This is a genomic window from Variovorax glacialis (genome assembly GCF_051216375.1).
Taxonomy (GTDB): Bacteria; Pseudomonadota; Gammaproteobacteria; order Burkholderiales; family Burkholderiaceae_C; genus Variovorax.
This window is the reverse complement of the sequence record NZ_JBPJZT010000002.1, coordinates 857,570-876,463: the sequence shown is the minus strand read 5'-3', so window position 1 is coordinate 876,463 and position 18,894 is coordinate 857,570. Positions and strand designations below refer to the sequence as shown.

The window sequence follows — 18,894 nt, the reverse complement described above, 5'->3', positions numbered from 1 at the left end:
AGCAGGAAGCTTCCCTCAGCAGCAGGCGGTTATGCCGACCTCAAGTGCGGGTTCTCCGCCCACGGGCTCGGCGGGCGACGCCATGTCGGCATAACCCGGAGGTCGGCGTAATGAACTTTCTGCCGACGTCGGCAGAAAGTTCACTTCATGCGCAATGCCCTGGCGCATGCCGGCAAGACGCAGCGGCGCATGGTCTCCGCCGCCATCGGCACGGTGTTCGTACAGGACTCGGCCGAAGCAGCGCGGGCGCAATGGCGATCGGTTGCTGACCAGCTCCGAGACAAGTTCCCCAAGCTCGGCACTCTCATGGACGACGCGGAGAACGACGTGCTGGCCTTCATGACCTTCCCGCGGGCGCACTGGACGCAGATCTACAGCACGAACCCCTTGGAGCGGCTGAACGCCGAGATCAAGCGACGTACGAACGTCGTGGGCATCTTCCCCAATGACGCCTCGATCACGCGCCTGGTTGGCGCCATGATGCTCGAGCAGAACGACGAATGGTCGCTCAACCGGCGATACATGCAGCTTGAAGGCTTGCAGACCCTGAGCGACACTGCGCCCACTCGGCTGTCCGCTGTGGCTCGCTGAGTACCGTGCATCTCAGCCTTCTCCGGGCTGTGGACCTACACCACGGAATGGGACGCGACCGACGCACTCCATTCGGATAGCGAAAACGCCGGGCGACAGCACGCTGCGCAGATGCGGGAATGGCTGGCCGCGAGCCAGGCCGCCTCTCGCCAGGCGCCCCCTGCGCAGCCGGTCGCCGCCGACGCCCTGGAAAAGCTGGTGGCAGGGCAGACGCACGTGATCGAGTACCGCAGGCGCGTCGGCGACGCGATGCCTTATCTCGTGACTTACGAGTACTTCGGAGCCGATGGCCGGTACGTGTTCATGGACACGCAGACCCGACGGAACCCCGACGAATACCCGAACGACCGGTGGCGGGTCGCGGCAGGCGTGTTGTGCATCGACATTACTTCGGAAGGCACGCCGGAGCGCTGCTACACGTTGAGGCAGGAAGCAGGCGGCGTCATCCAGTACTGGATCCACAAGCCGGGGGACGTCTCGGACGGGCTGATCAGCTCCAGCGTAAAGATCGTGCGAAGCGGGTTGCAGACGCCGATCACCCTGCCGCCGTAGCCGCTCGCAGCGCGCCGGTCACCTCTGGCTCAATTGGATGTCACGTACTGGGCATCCCCATGGCCGAACGACCAGTTCTCCTTCCGGACTTCGACCAGGTTGATGAAGACGTCCTCCATCCGCACCTGAAGCCTTTCGTTCAGGCCCTTTGCGATCGCCTTGTAGAAGGCCTGCTTCTGCTCGACCGTGCGGCCTTCGCTGAGCGTGATCTGGATGATGATGCAGTCGGCCGATCGCTCGATGCCGAGGTAGGTCGGGTCGACGATGAAGTCGTCGCTCGGGTGCTCGGTGATGATCTGGAAGCGATCATTCGTCGGTACGTTGATGGTCGAAAGCATCGCGTCGTACACCACTTCACCGATGGCCCGACGGTAGGGCGTCGGCTTTCCGGCGGCCAGGTCGATTCGAACGAGAGGCATGGGGATTCCTTTCAATCTAGGGTTGCGGCCCGCCCAAGGCGCCCGCTGAAAGCGCCAGTGTGGCAGCCGCCGACAGCGCCGTGCTGTAGGCATCGGCGAATGCGTTCCTGGCCTGCAGGAGTTGGGTTTCCGCCAGCGTGACGTCGGTGATGGAGCCGACCCCGTTGCGATAGGCGGCGAGGGCTGCATCGAAAGTCGTCTGCGCGGCCGACACCAGGGCTTCCGAGGCGTCGTGGGCGGAGAGGCTGGTGCGCAACGCGTTGTCGGCCAGCACGATCTGGCGCACCGCATCCTGTCGAATGCGGGTGAGCCTGGCCTCGGCGCTGTCGGCTTCCGCGCGGGCCTGGGCCAGCATCGCATCGCGCGTTCCGCCGTCGTAGAGCGGAACGGTCACGCCCGCGAAGACCGTGGCACCGAGGCGCTGGCCGTTGATGTTGACGGTGGGCGCCTGTTGACCCACCGACGGCAGCGCCGTCACGTCCAGCCGGCCCGAGTTGTAGGCGCCGGTGGCCGAGACGAAGAACTTCGGCATGAATGCCGCCTCTGCCACGCGCACCTTCGCGAGGCTGGCTTTCTGCGCGGCGTAGGCGCTCTGCATGTCGGGACGTCGCGAGAGCGAGTCCGCGATGATGCTGTCGACCGATGCGGCCATCTTCGGCGAGAGCTTGCGGTCGGAGAGGTCGGCGACCTTGATCTTCGTCAGTGGCGAGATGCCCATGGCCGTCAGCAGCCTGAGATGGGCGTCCTGGTTGCCACCGGTCGCCTGCACGAGGGCGAGATTGGCCTGTGCCGTCGCCTGGCGTGCCTGGGCCACCTCGATGACGGTCCCGATCCCGTGCTTGTAGCGATCCTCGGCTGCTGCCTGCACGGCCTGGGCGTTCTTCAGGGACTGCGTCGCGGTGGCGAGCCGCGTGCGGGCCGCGGCGTTCGCATAGAAGGCCAGGCTGACGTCGTAGATCACCTGCTGATGGGCCGCGGTGAAGGCGATGTTCGAGATCAGGGACGCCTGCTTCGCCGCCTCCACGATGGCCGCTCGCTCGCCGAAATCGAACAGCAGCCAGACGAGCGACACCGCGGAGATGACGCCGCTGGCCGATTCATTGCCGCTGCCGTTGATGCCGAGCACCGAGTTGTTGCTGCTGCTCGACTGGTAGGCGCCGACGACACTCGCGCTGATGTTCGGCAGGTAGGTGCTCTGCGCGATGCCGGTCGCGAGCGCGACGCGCCGCGCGTCGTTCCAGGCGATGCGCGTCACCGGATTGCTCGACTCCGCAAGGTCGATCAGTTCGGGCAGCGAGTAGACCTTGTTCTCGTCGATCCCCGGTGTCGGAGGGAAGGACGCGAGGGCGGTGTTCGCGGGCAGCACGAAGCCGCCGGGAAGGTCCGCTGGCGCCTGCGGGCCGGCGATCAGTTCGCCCTCGGCATTGGTTGCCGGGCTCCACGGCCGATCGGGTCGCGGCGGCGCCAGTTCGAGCGTCGACGTCGCGCAGCCGGCCAGCCCGACGATGCACAGCGCCGACGCGAAGGCTTCAAGCCGGCGCATGGTCGAGCGTCCCTCCATGCGCTTCCGCCAGCCTGTCGAGCCGACTTGCGATGCTGCTTTCGCGCGCCGGGTCGAGACCGGTGTCCAGGAGCAGCGATCGCTGGATGGCGGCGATCTCGTGTGTGGTGCGGATCCGGGCGTGCAGCCAGTCCCCGGCCGGGCGGATGCTCCCAGGCTCATAACGGGCAAGGCCCATGTCCTGCTCGAGGCTGCCCAGCGCTGCGCGGGCTTCACCGGCCAGCGCATAGCGGCTCGGCTGGCCGGCAGCCGTCGTCATCGCGCGCAGTCGCCCGAGCACGGCGGCAATGGCAGGATCGATGCGTCGCGCCACGCTGACCGGCCAGATCGTCGTGAACATCACGTAGATCACCAGGTTGCCGAACAGGATGCCGACGATGCGGTCGCGGGCGACCGTCATGTCGAAGCCGGGGCCGGCGCCCTGGATCACGCAAAGGAAGAAGGCGAAGGCGATCTGGAACCCTGCGTAGGCGATGCGCGGCGATCCGCCGGCCACCCAGGCCGACGCGAGCGCCGCGATGAAGACGATGGCCAGCAGACCAGCGATAGAGGTCACGTTGGGCATGAGAAAGACGATGGCCGCGAGCCCGGCGACGGCGCCGACCAAACAGCCCGCGATCCGCAGCGTCAGCTTCTCGACGGTCTCTGCCGCCGTGCCGAGCGACACGATGTAGCAGGTGATCAGGCTCGTATGAATTCCGGGCCAGTCGAGCAGCGTGTAGACGACATAGCAGAACATGGCCGCCGCAGTGGTCTTGAGCGCGTACTGCACGTGCTCCGGATTCGTGAAGGCATCGGGCAGGAAGAAGCCGCCCGGGCGTTTCTCCGGCGCCGGCTTTGGCTGCTGCGCGTCCGTCTCGGGCGGGGGCGGCACCGCGAAGCGGACGAGCGCGTTCCTCATCTCCGCCAGGATTGCGGCGCCCTGGGCTTGCAAGGGCTCGTCGATGTCATCGACGTCCAGCGCGATGTCGACCGGATAGCCACCCGCGCGCAGGATCGACGCCATCCCGTCGAGCGTCTCCGCTACACGATTCCGCAGGAGGGGTGGCCACTGTCCGGCGCGGTCGCGCTCCAGCAGGTCGACGAGCAGCAGCACCTGCGTGACCGAGGCGGTGGCCTGCCGGAGTGCGGCGATGTCTTCCGCCAGGGCTGTCTTCTCGACCGCGGCCAGCTTGAGCCAGGTCTGGATCTCGCCCGTCCCCTCCGCCAGCATCTCGCCAAGGGCTCGCCGCGCGCGGCGGCTGGGCGCCTGGAGCACGGCGGCGGCCACGGCAAGGCGCTCCGCCAGCGCACGCTCGGCCAAACGCCGCGGCGCCGGACCGATGAGCAGATTGACCGTCACCGAAACGGCGACAGGTATGCCGACAAAGAGCCACGCGTAGAGGAGGGCGCGCGTCGCCAGTTCGCCGATCTGCGCATTGCTCAGCAGGTCGAGCGCATACGCCACGATCAACGCGAGGATGCCGCCGACCGGTCGCAGCTTGCTTCCCGAAGCGATGAAGAGCAGGCAGAACGAGAAGACCGCCATCGCGGTCACGCGGAGCAACGGGTTGTCGATGACCACCATCGCGACGAGCAACACCACGCCGATGACGACCGTGATCAGGAACAGCATCGCGATGCTCATGATCACGCTCGTCGTGCGGTCGGGCTTGATGACGAAGAAGCAGACGTAGGCGGTGAGGGCGGCCTCGGGTGTCTGGTAGACCTCGACGACGAGCGTCGCCAGCGTGCACATCAGCGCGAGCCTGAGCGCGAACTCCAGCCTCCCAGGCGTCGGCGCAAGAAGCCCAAGCAGGCCCCTGAACGTCGTCCGCCGCCGGTCACTTGCACGCGTGGCCATGCTGAACCTCGACGACGGCCGTGGCGCCCAGTCGCATGAGCCCCTGGGGCGGCTCCTCCAGCCGGACGCGGACGGGAAAGCGCTGCGCGACCTTCACCCAGTTGAGGGACCGCTCGACGTAGGGAAGCGAGCGTGGAAGATTGACGCGGCCCGTGTCCAACACGCCCGAGCCGATGCCCTGCACGACGCCCTTGAGGGGTTGCGTGCGATCGATCATCGAGAACACCGTGGCGCAGTCGCCCTCGGCGATGGCGTGAAGATCGGTCTCGCGGAAATTCGCCACGGCGAACCATTCATCGGTGTTGATCAGCGTGAACAGCGTCTGGGACGGCAGAACCATCTCGCCGCTCGAGACGGTCAGGCCCACGACGCGCCCGCTGTGGGGCGCACGCACGGTCGTGTCTTCAAGCGCTCGCCGGGCGATGGCGAGGGCCGCCTCGCGCGCGCGCACCGTGGCTTCGGCGCCTTCTTCGGTGCCCACCGCCCGCGCGGCTGCGGCTTGCTGCTCCTGCGCCTGCCGAAGCGAAGTTGCCGCGTCCCGTTGCGCCGTCTGGGCCTGGTCGAGTTGCTGCACCGGCACGTAGCCCTTCGCGGCGAGCGGCTTGAGCCGTTCGACGGTGCGATTGGCATGTTCGAGATTGGTAGCGGCGCGCCGCGTCTGGTCGCTGGCGACGACCGCCGTCGAGCGCTGGGTCGACAGCGCGCGTCGCTGCGTATCGAGCGTGGCCTTCGCGAGATCCAGGTCCGCCTGCGCCTGCGCGACCGTGAGCTTGTAGGGCGTCGGATCGATCTGGAAGAGAAGATCGCCCTTGGCCACCGCGACGTTCTCGGCCACGGGGATGTCGATGATCCGCCCACCGACGGCCGAGGCCACGTGGACCACGTCGGCATCGATGGTCGCGTCGTCGCTCGATGGCAGTCCGGAATGACGGCGCAGGGCGTAGATCGCGAAAGCGATGGCGATGGCGATGATCGCCAGCGAAACGAGTTTTCCCCAGCGGGGAGCGCGGTGGATGCCTGCGGCCTTCATGCGGGCTACGCGAACCTGAACGACCAGACGAGCAGCGCCACGCAGACACCGATCGACACGCAGACGAAGAGCTGGAACGGAAGGGCGTTGGACAGCCCGGTGGCGACGAACACCGCACGCGCGCCGATCGAGGCGAGGATGCCGATGAACGCGCAGAGCATCCAGGCGGGAAAGTAGGCGCCGAACAGCGCGAACGACGGGGCGCCCCGTTGGGCGCACCCGGTCAGCGTGAACGAGATCAGCGGCACCAGGACCGTCGTGACCGTATGGGCATGCTTGATCTTCCGGATCCTCGATGGCATGGATGCTCGCTCCTCGTAGACATCATGCTACGTCACGCGCGCAGCCATTCGCAATGGCAAATCGTCACTGCATGAAGCCGCGACATCTATTCCCCGCGCCGGGCCATGCTGCGCACTGAAGTGGGCAATGACCGGACCAGCTCGGCCAGGTAGGTCGTCAGTTCGGATTCATCGTTCCGGCGGCGGTTCATGATCACCGGCGTGGTCACGCCCTCGTCACTCAGGGGCAGGTAGAGCACACCTTCGCGGTGCAGGTTCTGCACCGACTGCGGCACCAGCGCATAGCCCAGGCCCGCGACCACGAGCCCGATGGCGGTCTGCACCTCGTTCGACTCCAGTGCGATCACCGGCTTCAGTCCGCGCGACTGGAACATCTCCAGCACCTGGTCGGCATAGCTCGGCCGCGGCTTCGCGGGGTACAGCAGGAGCGGTTCCGTCACCAGCTTGGCCAGGGTGATGCTCTTGTGCTTGACGAGGCGATGGTTCACCGGCAAGGCGACCATCACCGGCTCCTCGCGGACCAGCTCCCCGACGACATCCTCGTCATCGAAGTTGAGGCGACCGAAACCCATGTCGATGCGGCCCGCCTTGAGGCCCTCGACCTGCTGCACCGTCGTCATCTCGTAGAGGTTGAGCTCCACGGCCGGCTGTTCCTGCCGGAACTGGCGGATCACGTCGGGCAGCTTGCCGTACAGCGTGGAAGGCGCGAACCCGATCGCGTACCAGGTGCGCCTTCCGCCGGCGATGCGCGTCGTGGCGGCCTGGATTTCCGACATGCGGTCGAGCATCTGCTGCGCCTGGATCTGGAAGAAGCGCCCGGCCGGCGTGAGGCGCAAGGGACGCGATCCGCGGTCCAGCAGTTCCGCGCCAAGCTCTTCTTCGAGGCTGCGGATCTGCCGGCTCAAAGGCGGCTGCGCGATGTGCAACTGCTCGGCCGCGCGGCTGAAGCTCAGTTCGCGGGCGACCGCGCAGAAGTAGCGCAGATGGCGCAATTCGAGGTGCATGGCGTCTCCTGTCGGTGAACCGGGCGCTCAGTGGAAACCCGATGTCTCCATACCTTGAAGGTATTTTGCCGGACCCAATCGATATTGGACCGCAGGGCGCATGAAGAAGAACATTCAACCCATGAACACGAGCCCCACCATTCAATCCATCGAAGCCGTCCTGGTCGACCTGCCGACCATCCGTGCACACAAGCTGGCGATGACGACCATGATGCGCCAGACGCTCGTGATCGTGCGCCTGGCCTGCAGCGATGGCCTCACCGGCATCGGCGAAGCCACCACCATCGGCGGCCTCGCCTACGGCGACCAGAGCCCGGAGAGCATCAAGAGCGCGATCGACAACTACCTCGCGCCATTGCTCATCGGGTCGGATGCGACCGGTGTCAACCTTGCGATGCAGCGCATCGCCGCTTCGGTGCAAGGCAACTCCTTCGCCAAGTCGGCGGTTGAAGTCGCACTGCTCGACGCCCAGGGCCAACGCCTCGGCCTTCCCGTCCACGCACTGCTGGGCGGTGCCATGCGCGACGCACTTCCCGTCCTCTGGACCCTCGCGAGCGGCGATGCGACCCGCGACGTCGACGAGGCGCTCGCACTGATCGAGGCACGGCGCCACAAGGTCTTCAAGCTCAAGATCGGCAGTCACCCGCTGGCCGAAGACATCGCCCACGTGCAGGCCATCCGCCGCGGCCTCGGTGATGACGTGATGCTCACGGTCGACGTGAACCAGGCCTGGGACGAGGCCACCGCAACGCGCGGCATTGCAGCCCTTGAATCCATCGGCGTGAGCCTCATCGAGCAACCCGTGTCACGCCGCAATCGCCGGGCATTGAAGCGGCTCGCCGACCGCTTCGATGTGGCCATCATGGCCGACGAGGCGGTGCACGACGCCATCGATGCCTTCGAGCTCGCCGCGGATGCCGCAGCCGACGTCTATGCACTGAAGATCTCGCAGGCCGGTGGCCTCTGGCCCACCTTGCGTGCGGCGGCCATCGCGGATGCGGCCGGTGTCGGCATCTACGGTGGCACGCTGCTGGAAGGAAGCATCGGCAGCATCGCCGCGGCCCATGTCTTCGCCGCATGCCCGAAGCTGGCATGGGGCACCGAACTGTTCGGCCCGCTGCTGCTCAAGGACGACATCGTCGTCGAGCGGCCGGCCTACCGCAACTTCGAACTGCAACTGCCCCAGGTGCCCGGCCTCGGCGTGCAGGTCGATGCCGACAAGCTCGCCTTCTATCGCCGCGACCGCGCGTCGCGATCCGTTGCCGTCACCGCCTGAGGACCACGCCATGCTGTTCCACGTCGAAATGACCGTCCGCCTCCCGAACGACATGCCACCGGCGCAAGCCGACCAGCTCAAGGCGCGCGAGAAGGAGATCGCGCAGGGCCTGCAGCGCGATGGCGTCTGGCGCCACCTGTGGCGCATTGCCGGGCGCTACGCCAACGTCAGCATCTTCGACGTCGCCGACAACGCGGCCTTGCACGACACGCTGATGACGCTGCCCCTGTTCCCCTACATGGACATCGAGGTGCGGCCGCTTTGCCGCCATGCCTCGTCCATCCATCACGACGACCGCTGAATTTCATCCCCTTCAACCCAACCCCCACGACCCTACGGAGACAAAGCCATGAACGAAATGAGCAAGACCCAGCTGCTGGAACGAGTCACCCTCTCGAACCGCCCCGACGGCAACCCCCGCGTCCAGAAGATCACCGCGCGCATCGTCGGCGATCTCTTCCGGGCGATCGACGACCTGGACATCCAGCCCGATGAGTTCTGGGCCGGCGTCGACTGGCTGTCGCGCCTGGCATCGAGCGGGCAGGCCGGCCTGATCACCGCCGGCCTCGGCTTCGACCGCCTGCTGGACATCCGCCTCGATGAAGCCGATGAACGCGCAGGCCGCAATGCCGGCACGCCGCGCGCCATCGAGGGACCGCTCTACATCGCCGGTGCGCCACTTTCGAGATACGAAACCCGCGTCGACGAAGAGGGCGATGCGAAGCGCGGCGAGACCATGGTGATGGAAGGCCGCGTCCTCGACATCCACGGCAAGCCCGTGGCAGGTGCGATCGTCGATGTGTGGCACGCCAACGAACTGGGCCGCTATTCCCACTTCGACCCGGACCAGGCCGAGTACGCCCTGCGCCGCCGCATCGAGACCGATGCCGAAGGCCGCTATCGCTTCCGCAGCTTCCTGCCGCCCGGCTATGCGATTCCTCCCAACAGCCCGACTTCGGAGTTGTTCACCGCGATCGGACGCCACGGCAACCGCCCGGCGCACATCCATTTCCTGGTGGTGGCACCAGGCCTGCGCACGCTGACGACGCAAGTCAATGTGCCGGGCGACAGCTTCATCGACGACGATTTCGCCTTCGCGACGCGTGACGGGCTGATCCTCCAGCTCGAGAAGAACACGCCCGCCAAGGGCTACGAATCGCTCGGCGTGAAGGAGCCATTCACCCGCGTGCCCTTCGACTTCGTCATGCAGCCGGCGGTCGACGAGAGCGAGGCCTCGCCCCAGGCCCGCGTGGCCCGCGCCGTCGGCTGATCCGACGCCGATGCGCCTGAGCCGGCAGAAGGCCGGCCGGGCGTCCCAACTCCCTGCAGATCGTCGATGGGTGAAGCAGCGTGCTTCGGCTTTGCGACGACCCCCTTTCCGTGAATCGCCATTCGCCTACCCACGAGGAGACACCGCATGATCCCCATCTATCCCGTCCCGTCGACGCCCGACCTCTCGAAGCTCGATGCCCTGCTCGAAGACGATCCGGTCGCGCACAAGTACCGCCTGGACCGCTCGGTCTTCACCGACGAGCAGCTGTTCGACCTGGAGATGAAGCACATCTTCGAAGGCAACTGGGTCTACCTCGCACACGAGAGCCAGATCGCCAACGTCAACGACTACCTGACGGTGTATGTCGGCCGCCAGCCGGTGGTCATCACGCGCAGCAAGGACGGCAAGCTGAATGCGCTGGCCAACACCTGCACGCACCGCGGCGCCATCCTGTGCCGCCACAAGAAGGGCAACAAGTCCAGCTTCACCTGCCCGTTCCACGGCTGGACCTTCAACAACGCGGGCAAGCTGCTGAAGGTGAAGGACAACGGCGCCGAGGCCGGCTACCCGTCGAGCTTCAACTGCGAAGGCAGCCACGACCTGGCGAAGCTCGGCGCGTTCGAGAACTACCGCGGCTTCCTGTTCGGCAGCGTCAACCCCGACGTCGTTCCGCTCAAGGAGCACCTGGGCGAGGCCGCCAAGATCATCGACATGATCGTCGACCAGTCGCCCGAGGGCCTGGAAGTGCTGCGCGGTGCGTCGACCTACACCTTCGACGGCAACTGGAAGCTCGGTGCGGAGAACGGTGCCGACGGCTACCACGTGTCGTCGGTGCACTGGAACTATGCGGCCACCACCAGCCGCCGCAGCGTCGACGGCAAGGTCGATACCGTGAAGGCCATGAACGCCGGCAAGTGGGCGCAGCAGGGCGGCGGCTCCTACACCTTCAAGCACGGCCACCTGCTGCTGTGGACCAACTGGGCCAATCCCGAGGACCGGCCGCTTTATTCGAAGCGGGACGAGTGGATCGGCAAGTTCGGCGAGGCGCGGACCGACTGGATGCTGGGCAAGTCCCGCAACCTGTGCCTGTACCCCAACGTCTACCTGATGGACCAGTTCAGTTCGCAGATCCGCATCGTTCGGCCGGTCTCGGTCAACAAGACGGAAGTGACGATCTACTGCATCGCACCGAAGGGCGAGGCGCCGGAAGCACGCACGCGCCGGCTGCGCCAGTACGAGGACTTCTTCAACGCGACCGGCATGGCCACGCCCGACGACCTGGAGGAGTTCCGCTCCTGCCAGCACGGCTACGGCGCGCGGGCGGTGAAGTGGAACGACATGAGCCGCGGCGCCACGCACTGGATCAAAGGGCCGGACGCGACGGCCGACCTGATCGACCTGAAGCCGGACCTGAGCTGCGTGAAGACGGAGGACGAAGGTCTCTACATCGGCCAGCACGAGTACTGGCTCGACACGATGAAGAAAGCCGTCGTCGCCGAGCACGCGGAACACGCGGGACACGCAGAACACGCGACGGGAGGCCAGTGATGTTGTCCTACCAGGAACTCCAGGCCTTCGTCTATTCGGAAGCCCGCGCGCTCGACGAACACCGCTGGGCCGACTGGCTCGCCTGCTACGCCGACGATGCCGAATTCTTCATGCCGTCATGGGACGACGACGACAGGCTCACGACCGATCCGCAGAACGAAGTCTCGTTGATCTACTACCCCGACAAGCAGGGCCTGGAGGATCGCGTGTTCCGCATCCAGACCGAGCGCTCCAGCGCCACCATGCCTGACACGCGCACGGGCCATGCGATCAACAACCTCGAAGTGCTGTCGCAGGACGAGAAGCAATGCGTGGTGTCGTTCAACTGGACCACGCACAGCTTCCGCTACGACATCGTCGACGTGTACTTCGGCAGTTCGCAGTACACGCTCGACACCAGCGGTGAGAAGCCGCTCATCAAGCGCAAGTACGTCGTCCTGAAGAACGACTACATCCACCACCTGCTCGACATCTATCACATCTGAGCCTTCCCATCGGGACAAGGAGACAAGCCATGTCATTCAACATCGCCCTGCAATTCGAGGACGGGGTCTCGCGCATCATCCCCTGCGAGCCCAACGAACTGATCGCCGACGCGGCCTACCGCGCCAAGATCAACATTCCGCTGGACTGCCGCGACGGCGCCTGCGGAACCTGCAAGTGCCACTGCGAGAGCGGCAGCTACACGATGGGCGACTACATCGAGGATGCGCTGGCCGACGACGAGGCGGCCAACGGCTTCGTGCTCACCTGCCAGATGAAGCCCACCTCCGATTGCGTGGTGCGCGTGCCGGCTTCGTCGGCCGCGTGCAAGACGGAAGTCGGTACGCACGGCGGCAAGCTCATGAAGATCGAGCGCGACTCGGCAACCACTGTCTCGTTCGCGCTGCAGGCCGAGCGGCCGCTGGCTTTCCTGCCGGGGCAGTACGTGAACCTCATGGTGCCGGGCAGCAAGGAGACGCGTTCGTACTCGTTCAGCTCCGCACCGAACAAGTCCGAACTGGCCTTCCTGATCCGCGACGTGCCCGAAGGCCTGATGAGCACCTACATGCGCCAGAAGGCACAGCCCGAGGACTTCATGATGTTCACGGGGCCTTACGGCAGCTTCTACCTGCGACCGCCCGTGCGCCCGATCCTGATGCTGGCGGGTGGCACCGGTCTCGCGCCCTTCCTGTCGATGCTGCTGTGGCTGAAGGAGAACCCGACCGATCACCCGATCCGGCTGGCCTACGGCGTGAACACCAACGACGACCTGGTGGAACTCGAGAGCCTGGCCGAGTTGAAGGCCGGGCTGCCGAATTTCGAGTTTTTCACCTGCGTGGTCGACGGGGAGAGCGGGCATCCCAGGCAAGGCTATGTGACGAATCACCTGTCGGGGGACGACCTGCACGACGGCGAGGTCGACGTGTACGTGTGCGGGCCGCCGCCGATGGTGGAGGGCGTGCGCAAGTGGATGTCCGGTGTCGGCGTGACGCCGAAGAGCTTCCATTTCGAGAAGTTCTCGTCCGCCAACGAAGGGGTGGCAGCATGAGCCGCGAACGCTTCAAGGGCAAGATCGTCATCGTGACGGGTGCGGCCCAGGGCATCGGCCGGGGCGTCGCGCTGCAGGTGGCGGCCGAAGGCGGCACGGTGCTGGCCGTCGACCGCGCCGGGATCGTCGAGGAGGTCGTCTCGGAGATTCGCGAGGGCGGCGGCGTCGCGGCGGGCTTCCAGGCGGATCTCGAAACGTACGCGGGCGCAGAGGCCATGGTGGCCGAATGCCTGGCACGGTTCGGGCGCGTCGACGTGCTCGTCAACAACGTCGGCGGCACGATCTGGGCCAAGCCCTACGAGCACTACGAAGAGGCGCAGATCGAGGCCGAGATCCGGCGCTCGCTGTTCCCGACGCTGTGGTCCTGCCGCGCGGTCCTTCCCTTCATGGTCGAGCAGAAGCGCGGCGTCATCGTCAACGTTTCATCGGTGGCCACGCGCGGCGTCCACCGCGTGCCGTACTCGGCAGCCAAGGGCGGCGTGAACGCGATGACCGCGTCGCTGGCGATGGAGCACACGCGCAACGGCATCCGCATCAATGCCACCGCCCCGGGTGGCACCGAGGCGCCGCCGCGTCGCGTGCCGCGCAATCGGTCGCAAAGCGAGCCCAGTGCGCGCGACACCGCGTGGTACCAGGGTGTCGTCGACCAGACGGTGGATTCGAGCCTGATGCACCGCTACGGGACGATCGACGAGCAGGTTGCGCCCATCCTGTTCCTGGCATCCGACGACGCGTCGTACATCACCGGAACGGTCATGCCGGTCGCCGGTGGCGATCTCGGCTGACGCCGCGACAGCCTTCATCACCCACTACACATCGAGACAAGACCATGCGCAACATCGATCTCCACAAGCTGGCCGACGAGGCCCGCTTCAACCGTTTCCACGGGCTGGTGCTCTTCTGGTGCGCCCTCATCATCATCTTCGACGGCTATGACCTTGCGGTGGCAGGCATCGCGTTGCCTTCGATCATGAAGGAGATGGGCGTGAGCCCGACCAATGCCGGCTTCATGGTCAGCTCCGCGCTCTTCGGCATGATGTTCGGCGCCATCTTCCTGGGCACCATCGCGGACAGGATCGGGCGGCGGCGCGCCATCGTCATCTGCATCGCGATGTTCAGCGTGTTCACCGCGGCAGCGGGCCTGATGCATGAGCCCGTCAGCTTCAGCGTGATGCGCTTCCTGGCCGGACTCGGCATCGGCGGCGTGATGCCGAACGTGGTCGCGCAGATGACGGAGTACGCGCCGCGCAGGATCCGCAGCACGATGGTCACGCTGATGTTCAGCGGCTACGCCGTCGGCGGCATGCTGGCCGCGTTGCTCGGCAAGGGGCTGCTCGAGGCCTACGGTTGGTCGTCGGTCTTTCTCGCGGCTGGATTGCCGGTACTGCTGATCCCGGCGATCCTGAAATCCATGCCCGAGTCGATGCCCTTTCTCATCAAGGCGAACCGGATCGATGAATTGCAGCGCCTCGCTTCACGGCTCGACCCCGCCTACCGGCCCGGCGCCGGCGACAACTTCGCCTTGCCGCGCGAAGACAAGGCCGTGAGCGCGCCGATCGGCCGCCTGTTCCAGGAGGGCCGCGGCTTCAGCACCGTGATGTTCTGGATCGCCTTCTTCATGTGCCTGTTCATGGTGTACGCGCTCAGCTCGTGGCTGACGCGGCTGATGGCGAGCGCCGGCTACAGCCTCGGGTCCGCGCTGACCTTCGTGCTCGTGCTGAACTTCGGCGCCATGATCGGCGCGGTGGGCGGAGGCTGGCTGGCCGACCGCTTCCACATCAAGTACGTGCTGGTGGGCATGTATGCGCTGGCCGCGGTGTCGATCACGCTGCTGGGCTATCGGGTGCCGACGGAGTTGCTCTTCCTGCTGGTCGGCCTGGCGGGCGCGGCGACGATCGGGACGCAGATCGTGACCTACGCCTACGTGGGGCAGTTCTATCCGATGGCGGTGCGTGCGACGGGCATCGGATGGGCCTCGGGCGTGGGGCGCAGCGGTGCCATCCTCGCGCCGATCGTGATCGGCAGCCTGGTCGGCCTTGCGCTTCCGCTGCAGCAGAACTTCATGGCGATCGCCATTCCCGCGGTGATTGCCGCCGTTGCGGTGGCCCTGATCGACCACCGTCGCTCGGCGGGCGCCCAGCATGCGGTCACCTCGGATGCGACTCCCGCGACGCCGACGGCTGGTTCGGCGGTCGCTGTGCCCGCCAAGTAGCGGCGCGGCATGCCAAAGTCCCGAAAAACACCCCGACAATGAACGAGAGCCCTGGGGCTCTATCGTCAAGCTTTCCACTGGAGATTCACAAATGGGGTCTGTCCTGTTTCGCCGCAGCGCGATGGTCGCTGCCGTTCTTTTCGCCGCCTCGGCCGGCGCCCAAACCCAGTCGCCGCTGCATGCGCAGATATCGCCCATCGTCGGCGGCATGTACCCATCGCTGGAGACGCTCTACAAGGACCTCCATGCCAATCCCGAGATCGCCTTCCAGGAAGTGCGCACGGCGGCAAGGATGGCCGAGGAGATGCGCAAGCTCGGCTTCGAGGTGACCGAGAAGGTCGGCGGCACGGGCGTCGTCGCGATCTACAAGAACGGGGCCGGCCCGACGGTGCTGGTGCGTACCGAACTCGATGCATTGCCCATGGAAGAGAAGACCGGCTTGCCCTACGCGAGCAAGGCCAAGACCCAGTCCAGTGGCCGCGAGACTTTCGTCGCGCACAGTTGCGGGCATGACATCCACATGGCCAGCTGGGTCGGCACCGCGCGCACCTTGCTCGCGATGAAGGACCAGTGGAAGGGCACCCTGATGTTCGTGGCGCAGCCGGCCGAGGAAACCGTGTCGGGCGCGAAGGCGATGATCGCGGACGGTCTCTTCAAGCGCTTCCCCAAGCCCGACTACGCGTTTGCGCTCCACACGTCGCCGTCGCCCTACGGCTTCGTCGGCTACAAGGTCGGTGCGATCAGCTCGAATTCCGATTCGCTGGAGATCACTTTCAAGGGCCGGGGCGGCCACGGCTCGGCACCGGACAAGACGATCGACCCGATCGCGATCGCGGCGCGCTTCATCACCGACGTGCAGACCGTGGTGAGCCGCGAGAAGGACCCGGCGGAGTTCGGTGTCGTCACCATCGGCGCGATCCAGGGCGGCACGGTGGGGAACATCATTCCCGATTCGGTGGTGCTGCGCGGCACCATCCGCTCGTACAAGCCCGAGGTGCGCGAGAAGCTGCTGGCCGGCATCCGTCGCACCGCCAATGCGTCGGCCATGATGGGCGGCGCGCCGGAGCCGGTGGTCGAACTGGTGTCGGGCGGTGCGGCCGTGGTCAACGACGAGGCGGTGGTCGGCCGCACGGTCACCGCCCTCAAGGCGGCGTTCGGCGATCCGAAGGTGGTCGCGGTGCCACCCATCACGGCGAGCGAAGACTTCTCCGAGTTCGTCAATGCCGGCGTGCCGTCGATGTTCTTCTTCGTCGGCGTGCTCGCACCGGACGAAGTGGCCGCGTCGATGAAGCCCGGCGGCAAGCCGCTGGCCTTCAATCACTCGCCGTTCTTCGCGCCGGTGCCAGAGCCGTCGATCAAGACGAGCGTCGAGGCGATGAGCGTGGCGGTGCTGACGACGATGGCGCCGAAATAGTCACTTCTTCACGTCGGACTGCGGAATCGCGAGGGGCGTGACTTCGACCTGGGCCACGCCGTCCTGTTGCGAGATGCCGATCTCCCTCGCCGTGGCGGGCGAGAGGTCGACGATGCGGCCCTTCACGTAGGGACCACGGTCCTGGATAGTGACCACCGCACTGCGGCCTGTTTCCACGTTGGTCACCTTGGCGGTGGTCCCCAGGGGCAGCGTCTTGCTGGCGGCGTTGTCGTCGTGCGGGTCTATGCGGGTGCCGTCGGCCATCTTTCGGCCCGCGAACTTGTCGGCGTAGAAGGACGCCTTTCCGACCTGCTTGGCGCCGCTGCGGTCGACGCCCGTCTTCGCCGTCGACGCGGGTTTGGGTGAAGGAGCCTGGGTCGACTCGGCCGGAGGGGTCGTCGGTATCTCTCGCGAGGGGCTCACGTCGGGAACGGGGGCCCGCGACGAGGGGCCCGTTGCACAGCCGCATAGCACGCATGCGATGGCCGTCAGTGCGTAAATGCGGCATGAGCCCAATCCCAGCTTCTTGTTCATGTGGCGTCCCCTTGCGAACTTCTGGATGAATTGCAGCTTGTCCGGTCCGGTCGGTGGCACGTGTCGGACGCCCGCCGATTCGCCTGGCAGATGCGGCCGGTCGCTGATGCGCGAAGGCGCCGTGCAAGATATTAGGGTTTACCCTATAATCGTGGATATTGAACAGGAGCTTTCGATGACTGCCTTGACCTCTCTCGCCCTTCTCGTCCTCGTTGTCGCCAATGGGGCCATGTACATGAATGTCATGGAAGAACTCGTCGATAGCACCGCATCGGGACTTTCGCGGCGCTGAAGCGCCCGCCTGTTCTCCCAGTTGTCTCCTCCATCCCCCCGGATGGATTTGGCCGCGTGCAGCAATGCTCGCGGCCTTTTTCTTGCCCAGGCCATCAGCGCGACCCGCTTCGGCGTAGCTGGAGGCTGAGTCCGGCTGGGTCGCTATGCTCGGCGGCATGACTTCCAGCACGCTGCCCGCGCCGTCGCTCCACCAGCCCGACTCGCGCTACGCAGCGCTGCGTCTGGTCGTGACGATCCTGATCATGACGGTGGGCAGCAGCGGCATGTACGTGGTGTCGGTGGTTCTGCCGGCGGTGCAGGCCGACTTTGGCATCGCCCGCGCGGATGCCTCGCTCCCCTACACCCTGCTGATGATCGGCTTCGGCGCCGGCGGCGTGCTGATGGGCCGGCTGGCCGATCGCTTCGGCGTGATGTGGCCCCTGCTGCTAGGCGCGCTCAGCCTCGGCCTGGGCTACATCGCCTGCAGCCTCGCGAGCGGCATCGTCGCCTTCACGGCGGCGCAGGCCGTGCTCGTCGGCCTGTTCGGAAGCGCCGCCGCCTTCGCCCCGCTGGTGGCCGACACCTCGCTGTGGTTCGTGCGGCGGCGCGGCATCGCGGTCGCGCTGTGCGCCAGCGGCAACTACGTGGCCGGCGCGGTGTGGCCGCCCATCGTCCAGCATTTCGTCGAAACGGTCGGCTGGCGGCAGACCTACTGCGGCATGGGCGTGTTCTGCGGCGTGACCATGGCGCTGCTCGCGCTTTTCATGCGTCCCCGGCCGCCGGCGCTGGTCGCGGCGCCGGCGATCGCTGCCGGCAAGGCGGCCGCATTGCCGATGGCCGGGCTGCGCCCCTTCGGTCTGAGCCTGGGCGTGGCCCAGGGCCTGCTGTGCGTGGCGGGGACGGCCTGCTGTGTCGCGATGGCCATGCCGCAGGTGCACATCGTGGCCTATTGCGGCGACCTCGGCTACGGGGCCGCGCAAGGTGCGCAGATGCTGTCGCTGATGCTGAGCTTCGGCATCGTGAGCCGGCTGGTCTCCGGTGCCATCTGCGACCGCATCGGCGGGCTGCGCACGCTGCTTCTCGGCTCGGCGCTGCAGGGCCTGGCGCTGCTGCTGTTCCTTCCGTTCGATGGGCTCGTTTCGCTGTACGTGGTGTCGGCGCTGTTCGGCTTGTTCCAGGGCGGCATCGTGCCTTCCTACGCCATCATCGTGCGCGAGCATTTCCCGCCGGCCGAAGCCGGCGCGCGCGTCGGCACGGTGTTGATGTGCACGCTGTTCGGCATGGCGCTCGGCGGCTGGATGTCCGGCAAGGTCTTCGACCTGACGGGCAGCTACCACGCGGCCTTCGTCAACGGCATCGCCTGGAACCTGCTCAATCTTGCGATTGCCGCGACGCTGCTGTTTCGTACGACGCGGCGGCGCCGACAGGTCCTGCAGGCCTGATCGTTTTCTTCGCCTGGAGATGCGGGCGATGTTGTCCGACGTGCCGCCGGGCGCGTTGCGCGCGATGATGCATACCGGCGATGCGCGAA

General features: G+C 66.4%; 18 protein-coding genes and 1 pseudogene. 12 read left to right on the top strand and 7 right to left on the bottom strand.

All coding sequences use genetic code 11. The features are described 5' to 3' along the window. Nucleotides 1-126 precede the first annotated feature (126 nt). Nucleotides 127-591: pseudogene (locus ACSFBL_RS08545) on the top strand (transposase); the annotation flags it as partial. Nucleotides 592-702: 111 nt separating this feature from the next. Then, nucleotides 703-1,143, top strand: coding sequence for a hypothetical protein (locus tag ACSFBL_RS08540; protein WP_435515308.1), 441 nt, complete (start codon nt 703-705; stop codon nt 1,141-1,143). 29 nt (nt 1,144-1,172) lie between these two features. Here the strand turns inward: ACSFBL_RS08540 and ACSFBL_RS08535 are convergent, their stop codons facing one another. The 6 genes from ACSFBL_RS08535 to ACSFBL_RS08510 all read right to left on the bottom strand — a co-directional run bounded on the left by ACSFBL_RS08535 (nt 1,173) and on the right by ACSFBL_RS08510 (nt 7,302). Then, nucleotides 1,173-1,562: a tautomerase family protein gene (locus ACSFBL_RS08535; RefSeq protein ID WP_435515307.1), complete on the bottom strand. Its 390-nt coding sequence runs from the start codon at nt 1,560-1,562 to the stop codon at nt 1,173-1,175. Between the two features lie 16 nt (nt 1,563-1,578). Beyond that, nucleotides 1,579-3,105 (bottom strand): TolC family protein, encoded by a 1,527-nt coding sequence (locus ACSFBL_RS08530; protein ID WP_435515306.1) that lies wholly within the window; start codon nt 3,103-3,105, stop codon nt 1,579-1,581. Next, entirely contained in the window at nt 3,092-4,966 is a 1,875-nt protein-coding gene (locus tag ACSFBL_RS08525) for an FUSC family protein (protein ID WP_435515305.1), read from the bottom strand. Before ACSFBL_RS08525 ends, ACSFBL_RS08530 begins: the two co-directional genes overlap by 14 nt. Next, complete coding sequence (mdtN, locus tag ACSFBL_RS08520) at nt 4,947-5,996, bottom strand: multidrug transporter subunit MdtN (RefSeq protein ID WP_435515304.1); 1,050 nt, start codon at nt 5,994-5,996, stop codon at nt 4,947-4,949. Before mdtN ends, ACSFBL_RS08525 begins: the two co-directional genes overlap by 20 nt. Before the next feature lie 5 nt (nt 5,997-6,001). Continuing rightward, a complete protein-coding gene (locus ACSFBL_RS08515; RefSeq protein WP_435515303.1) occupies nt 6,002-6,298 on the bottom strand; it encodes a YtcA family lipoprotein in 297 nt (98 codons plus the stop codon). An 86-nt stretch (nt 6,299-6,384) separates the two neighbouring features. Continuing rightward, nucleotides 6,385-7,302: a LysR family transcriptional regulator gene (locus tag ACSFBL_RS08510; protein WP_435515302.1), complete on the bottom strand. Its 918-nt coding sequence runs from the start codon at nt 7,300-7,302 to the stop codon at nt 6,385-6,387. Nucleotides 7,303-7,423: 121 nt separating this feature from the next. On the opposite strand from ACSFBL_RS08510, the gene ACSFBL_RS08505 reads away from it, so the two are divergent. The 9 genes from ACSFBL_RS08505 to ACSFBL_RS08465 all read left to right on the top strand — a co-directional run bounded on the left by ACSFBL_RS08505 (nt 7,424) and on the right by ACSFBL_RS08465 (nt 16,556). Next, nucleotides 7,424-8,578, top strand: a complete 1,155-nt coding sequence (locus ACSFBL_RS08505; protein WP_435515301.1) for a muconate/chloromuconate family cycloisomerase — start codon at nt 7,424-7,426, stop codon at nt 8,576-8,578. 10 nt (nt 8,579-8,588) lie between these two features. Beyond that, on the top strand, nt 8,589-8,879 hold the full coding sequence (gene catC / locus ACSFBL_RS08500) for a muconolactone Delta-isomerase (protein ID WP_435515300.1): 291 nt from the start codon (nt 8,589-8,591) through the stop codon (nt 8,877-8,879). Nucleotides 8,880-8,927: 48 nt separating this feature from the next. Continuing rightward, complete coding sequence (locus ACSFBL_RS08495; RefSeq protein ID WP_435515299.1) at nt 8,928-9,848, top strand: dioxygenase family protein; 921 nt, start codon at nt 8,928-8,930, stop codon at nt 9,846-9,848. A 147-nt stretch (nt 9,849-9,995) separates the two neighbouring features. After that, the gene (benA, locus tag ACSFBL_RS08490) at nt 9,996-11,399 is read left to right on the top strand and encodes a benzoate 1,2-dioxygenase large subunit (RefSeq protein ID WP_435515298.1); all 1,404 of its coding nucleotides are present in this window, start codon (nt 9,996-9,998) and stop codon (nt 11,397-11,399) included. Next, entirely contained in the window at nt 11,399-11,884 is a 486-nt protein-coding gene (benB, locus tag ACSFBL_RS08485) for a benzoate 1,2-dioxygenase small subunit (RefSeq protein ID WP_435515297.1), read from the top strand. Before benA ends, benB begins: the two co-directional genes overlap by 1 nt. 29 nt (nt 11,885-11,913) lie before the next feature. Next, nucleotides 11,914-12,930, top strand: a complete 1,017-nt coding sequence (benC, locus tag ACSFBL_RS08480; RefSeq protein ID WP_435515296.1) for a benzoate 1,2-dioxygenase electron transfer component BenC — start codon at nt 11,914-11,916, stop codon at nt 12,928-12,930. After that, entirely contained in the window at nt 12,927-13,715 is a 789-nt protein-coding gene (gene benD / locus ACSFBL_RS08475; protein ID WP_435515295.1) for a benzoate diol dehydrogenase BenD, read from the top strand. Before benC ends, benD begins: the two co-directional genes overlap by 4 nt. A 44-nt stretch (nt 13,716-13,759) precedes the next feature. Next, the gene (locus tag ACSFBL_RS08470) at nt 13,760-15,142 is read left to right on the top strand and encodes an MFS transporter (protein WP_435515294.1); all 1,383 of its coding nucleotides are present in this window, start codon (nt 13,760-13,762) and stop codon (nt 15,140-15,142) included. A gap of 91 nt (nt 15,143-15,233) precedes the next feature. Next, nucleotides 15,234-16,556, top strand: a complete 1,323-nt coding sequence (locus tag ACSFBL_RS08465) for an amidohydrolase (RefSeq protein WP_435515293.1) — start codon at nt 15,234-15,236, stop codon at nt 16,554-16,556. Here ACSFBL_RS08465 and ACSFBL_RS08460 read toward each other — a convergent pair whose 3' ends face one another. Continuing rightward, nucleotides 16,557-17,090 (bottom strand): septal ring lytic transglycosylase RlpA family protein, encoded by a 534-nt coding sequence (locus ACSFBL_RS08460; RefSeq protein ID WP_435515292.1) that lies wholly within the window; start codon nt 17,088-17,090, stop codon nt 16,557-16,559. A gap of 449 nt (nt 17,091-17,539) precedes the next feature. Here ACSFBL_RS08460 and ACSFBL_RS08455 point away from each other — a divergent pair, with 449 nt between their 5' ends. Beyond that, nucleotides 17,540-18,805 (top strand): MFS transporter, encoded by a 1,266-nt coding sequence (locus ACSFBL_RS08455; RefSeq protein ID WP_435515291.1) that lies wholly within the window; start codon nt 17,540-17,542, stop codon nt 18,803-18,805. The last annotated feature ends 89 nt before the right edge of the window (nt 18,806-18,894 follow it).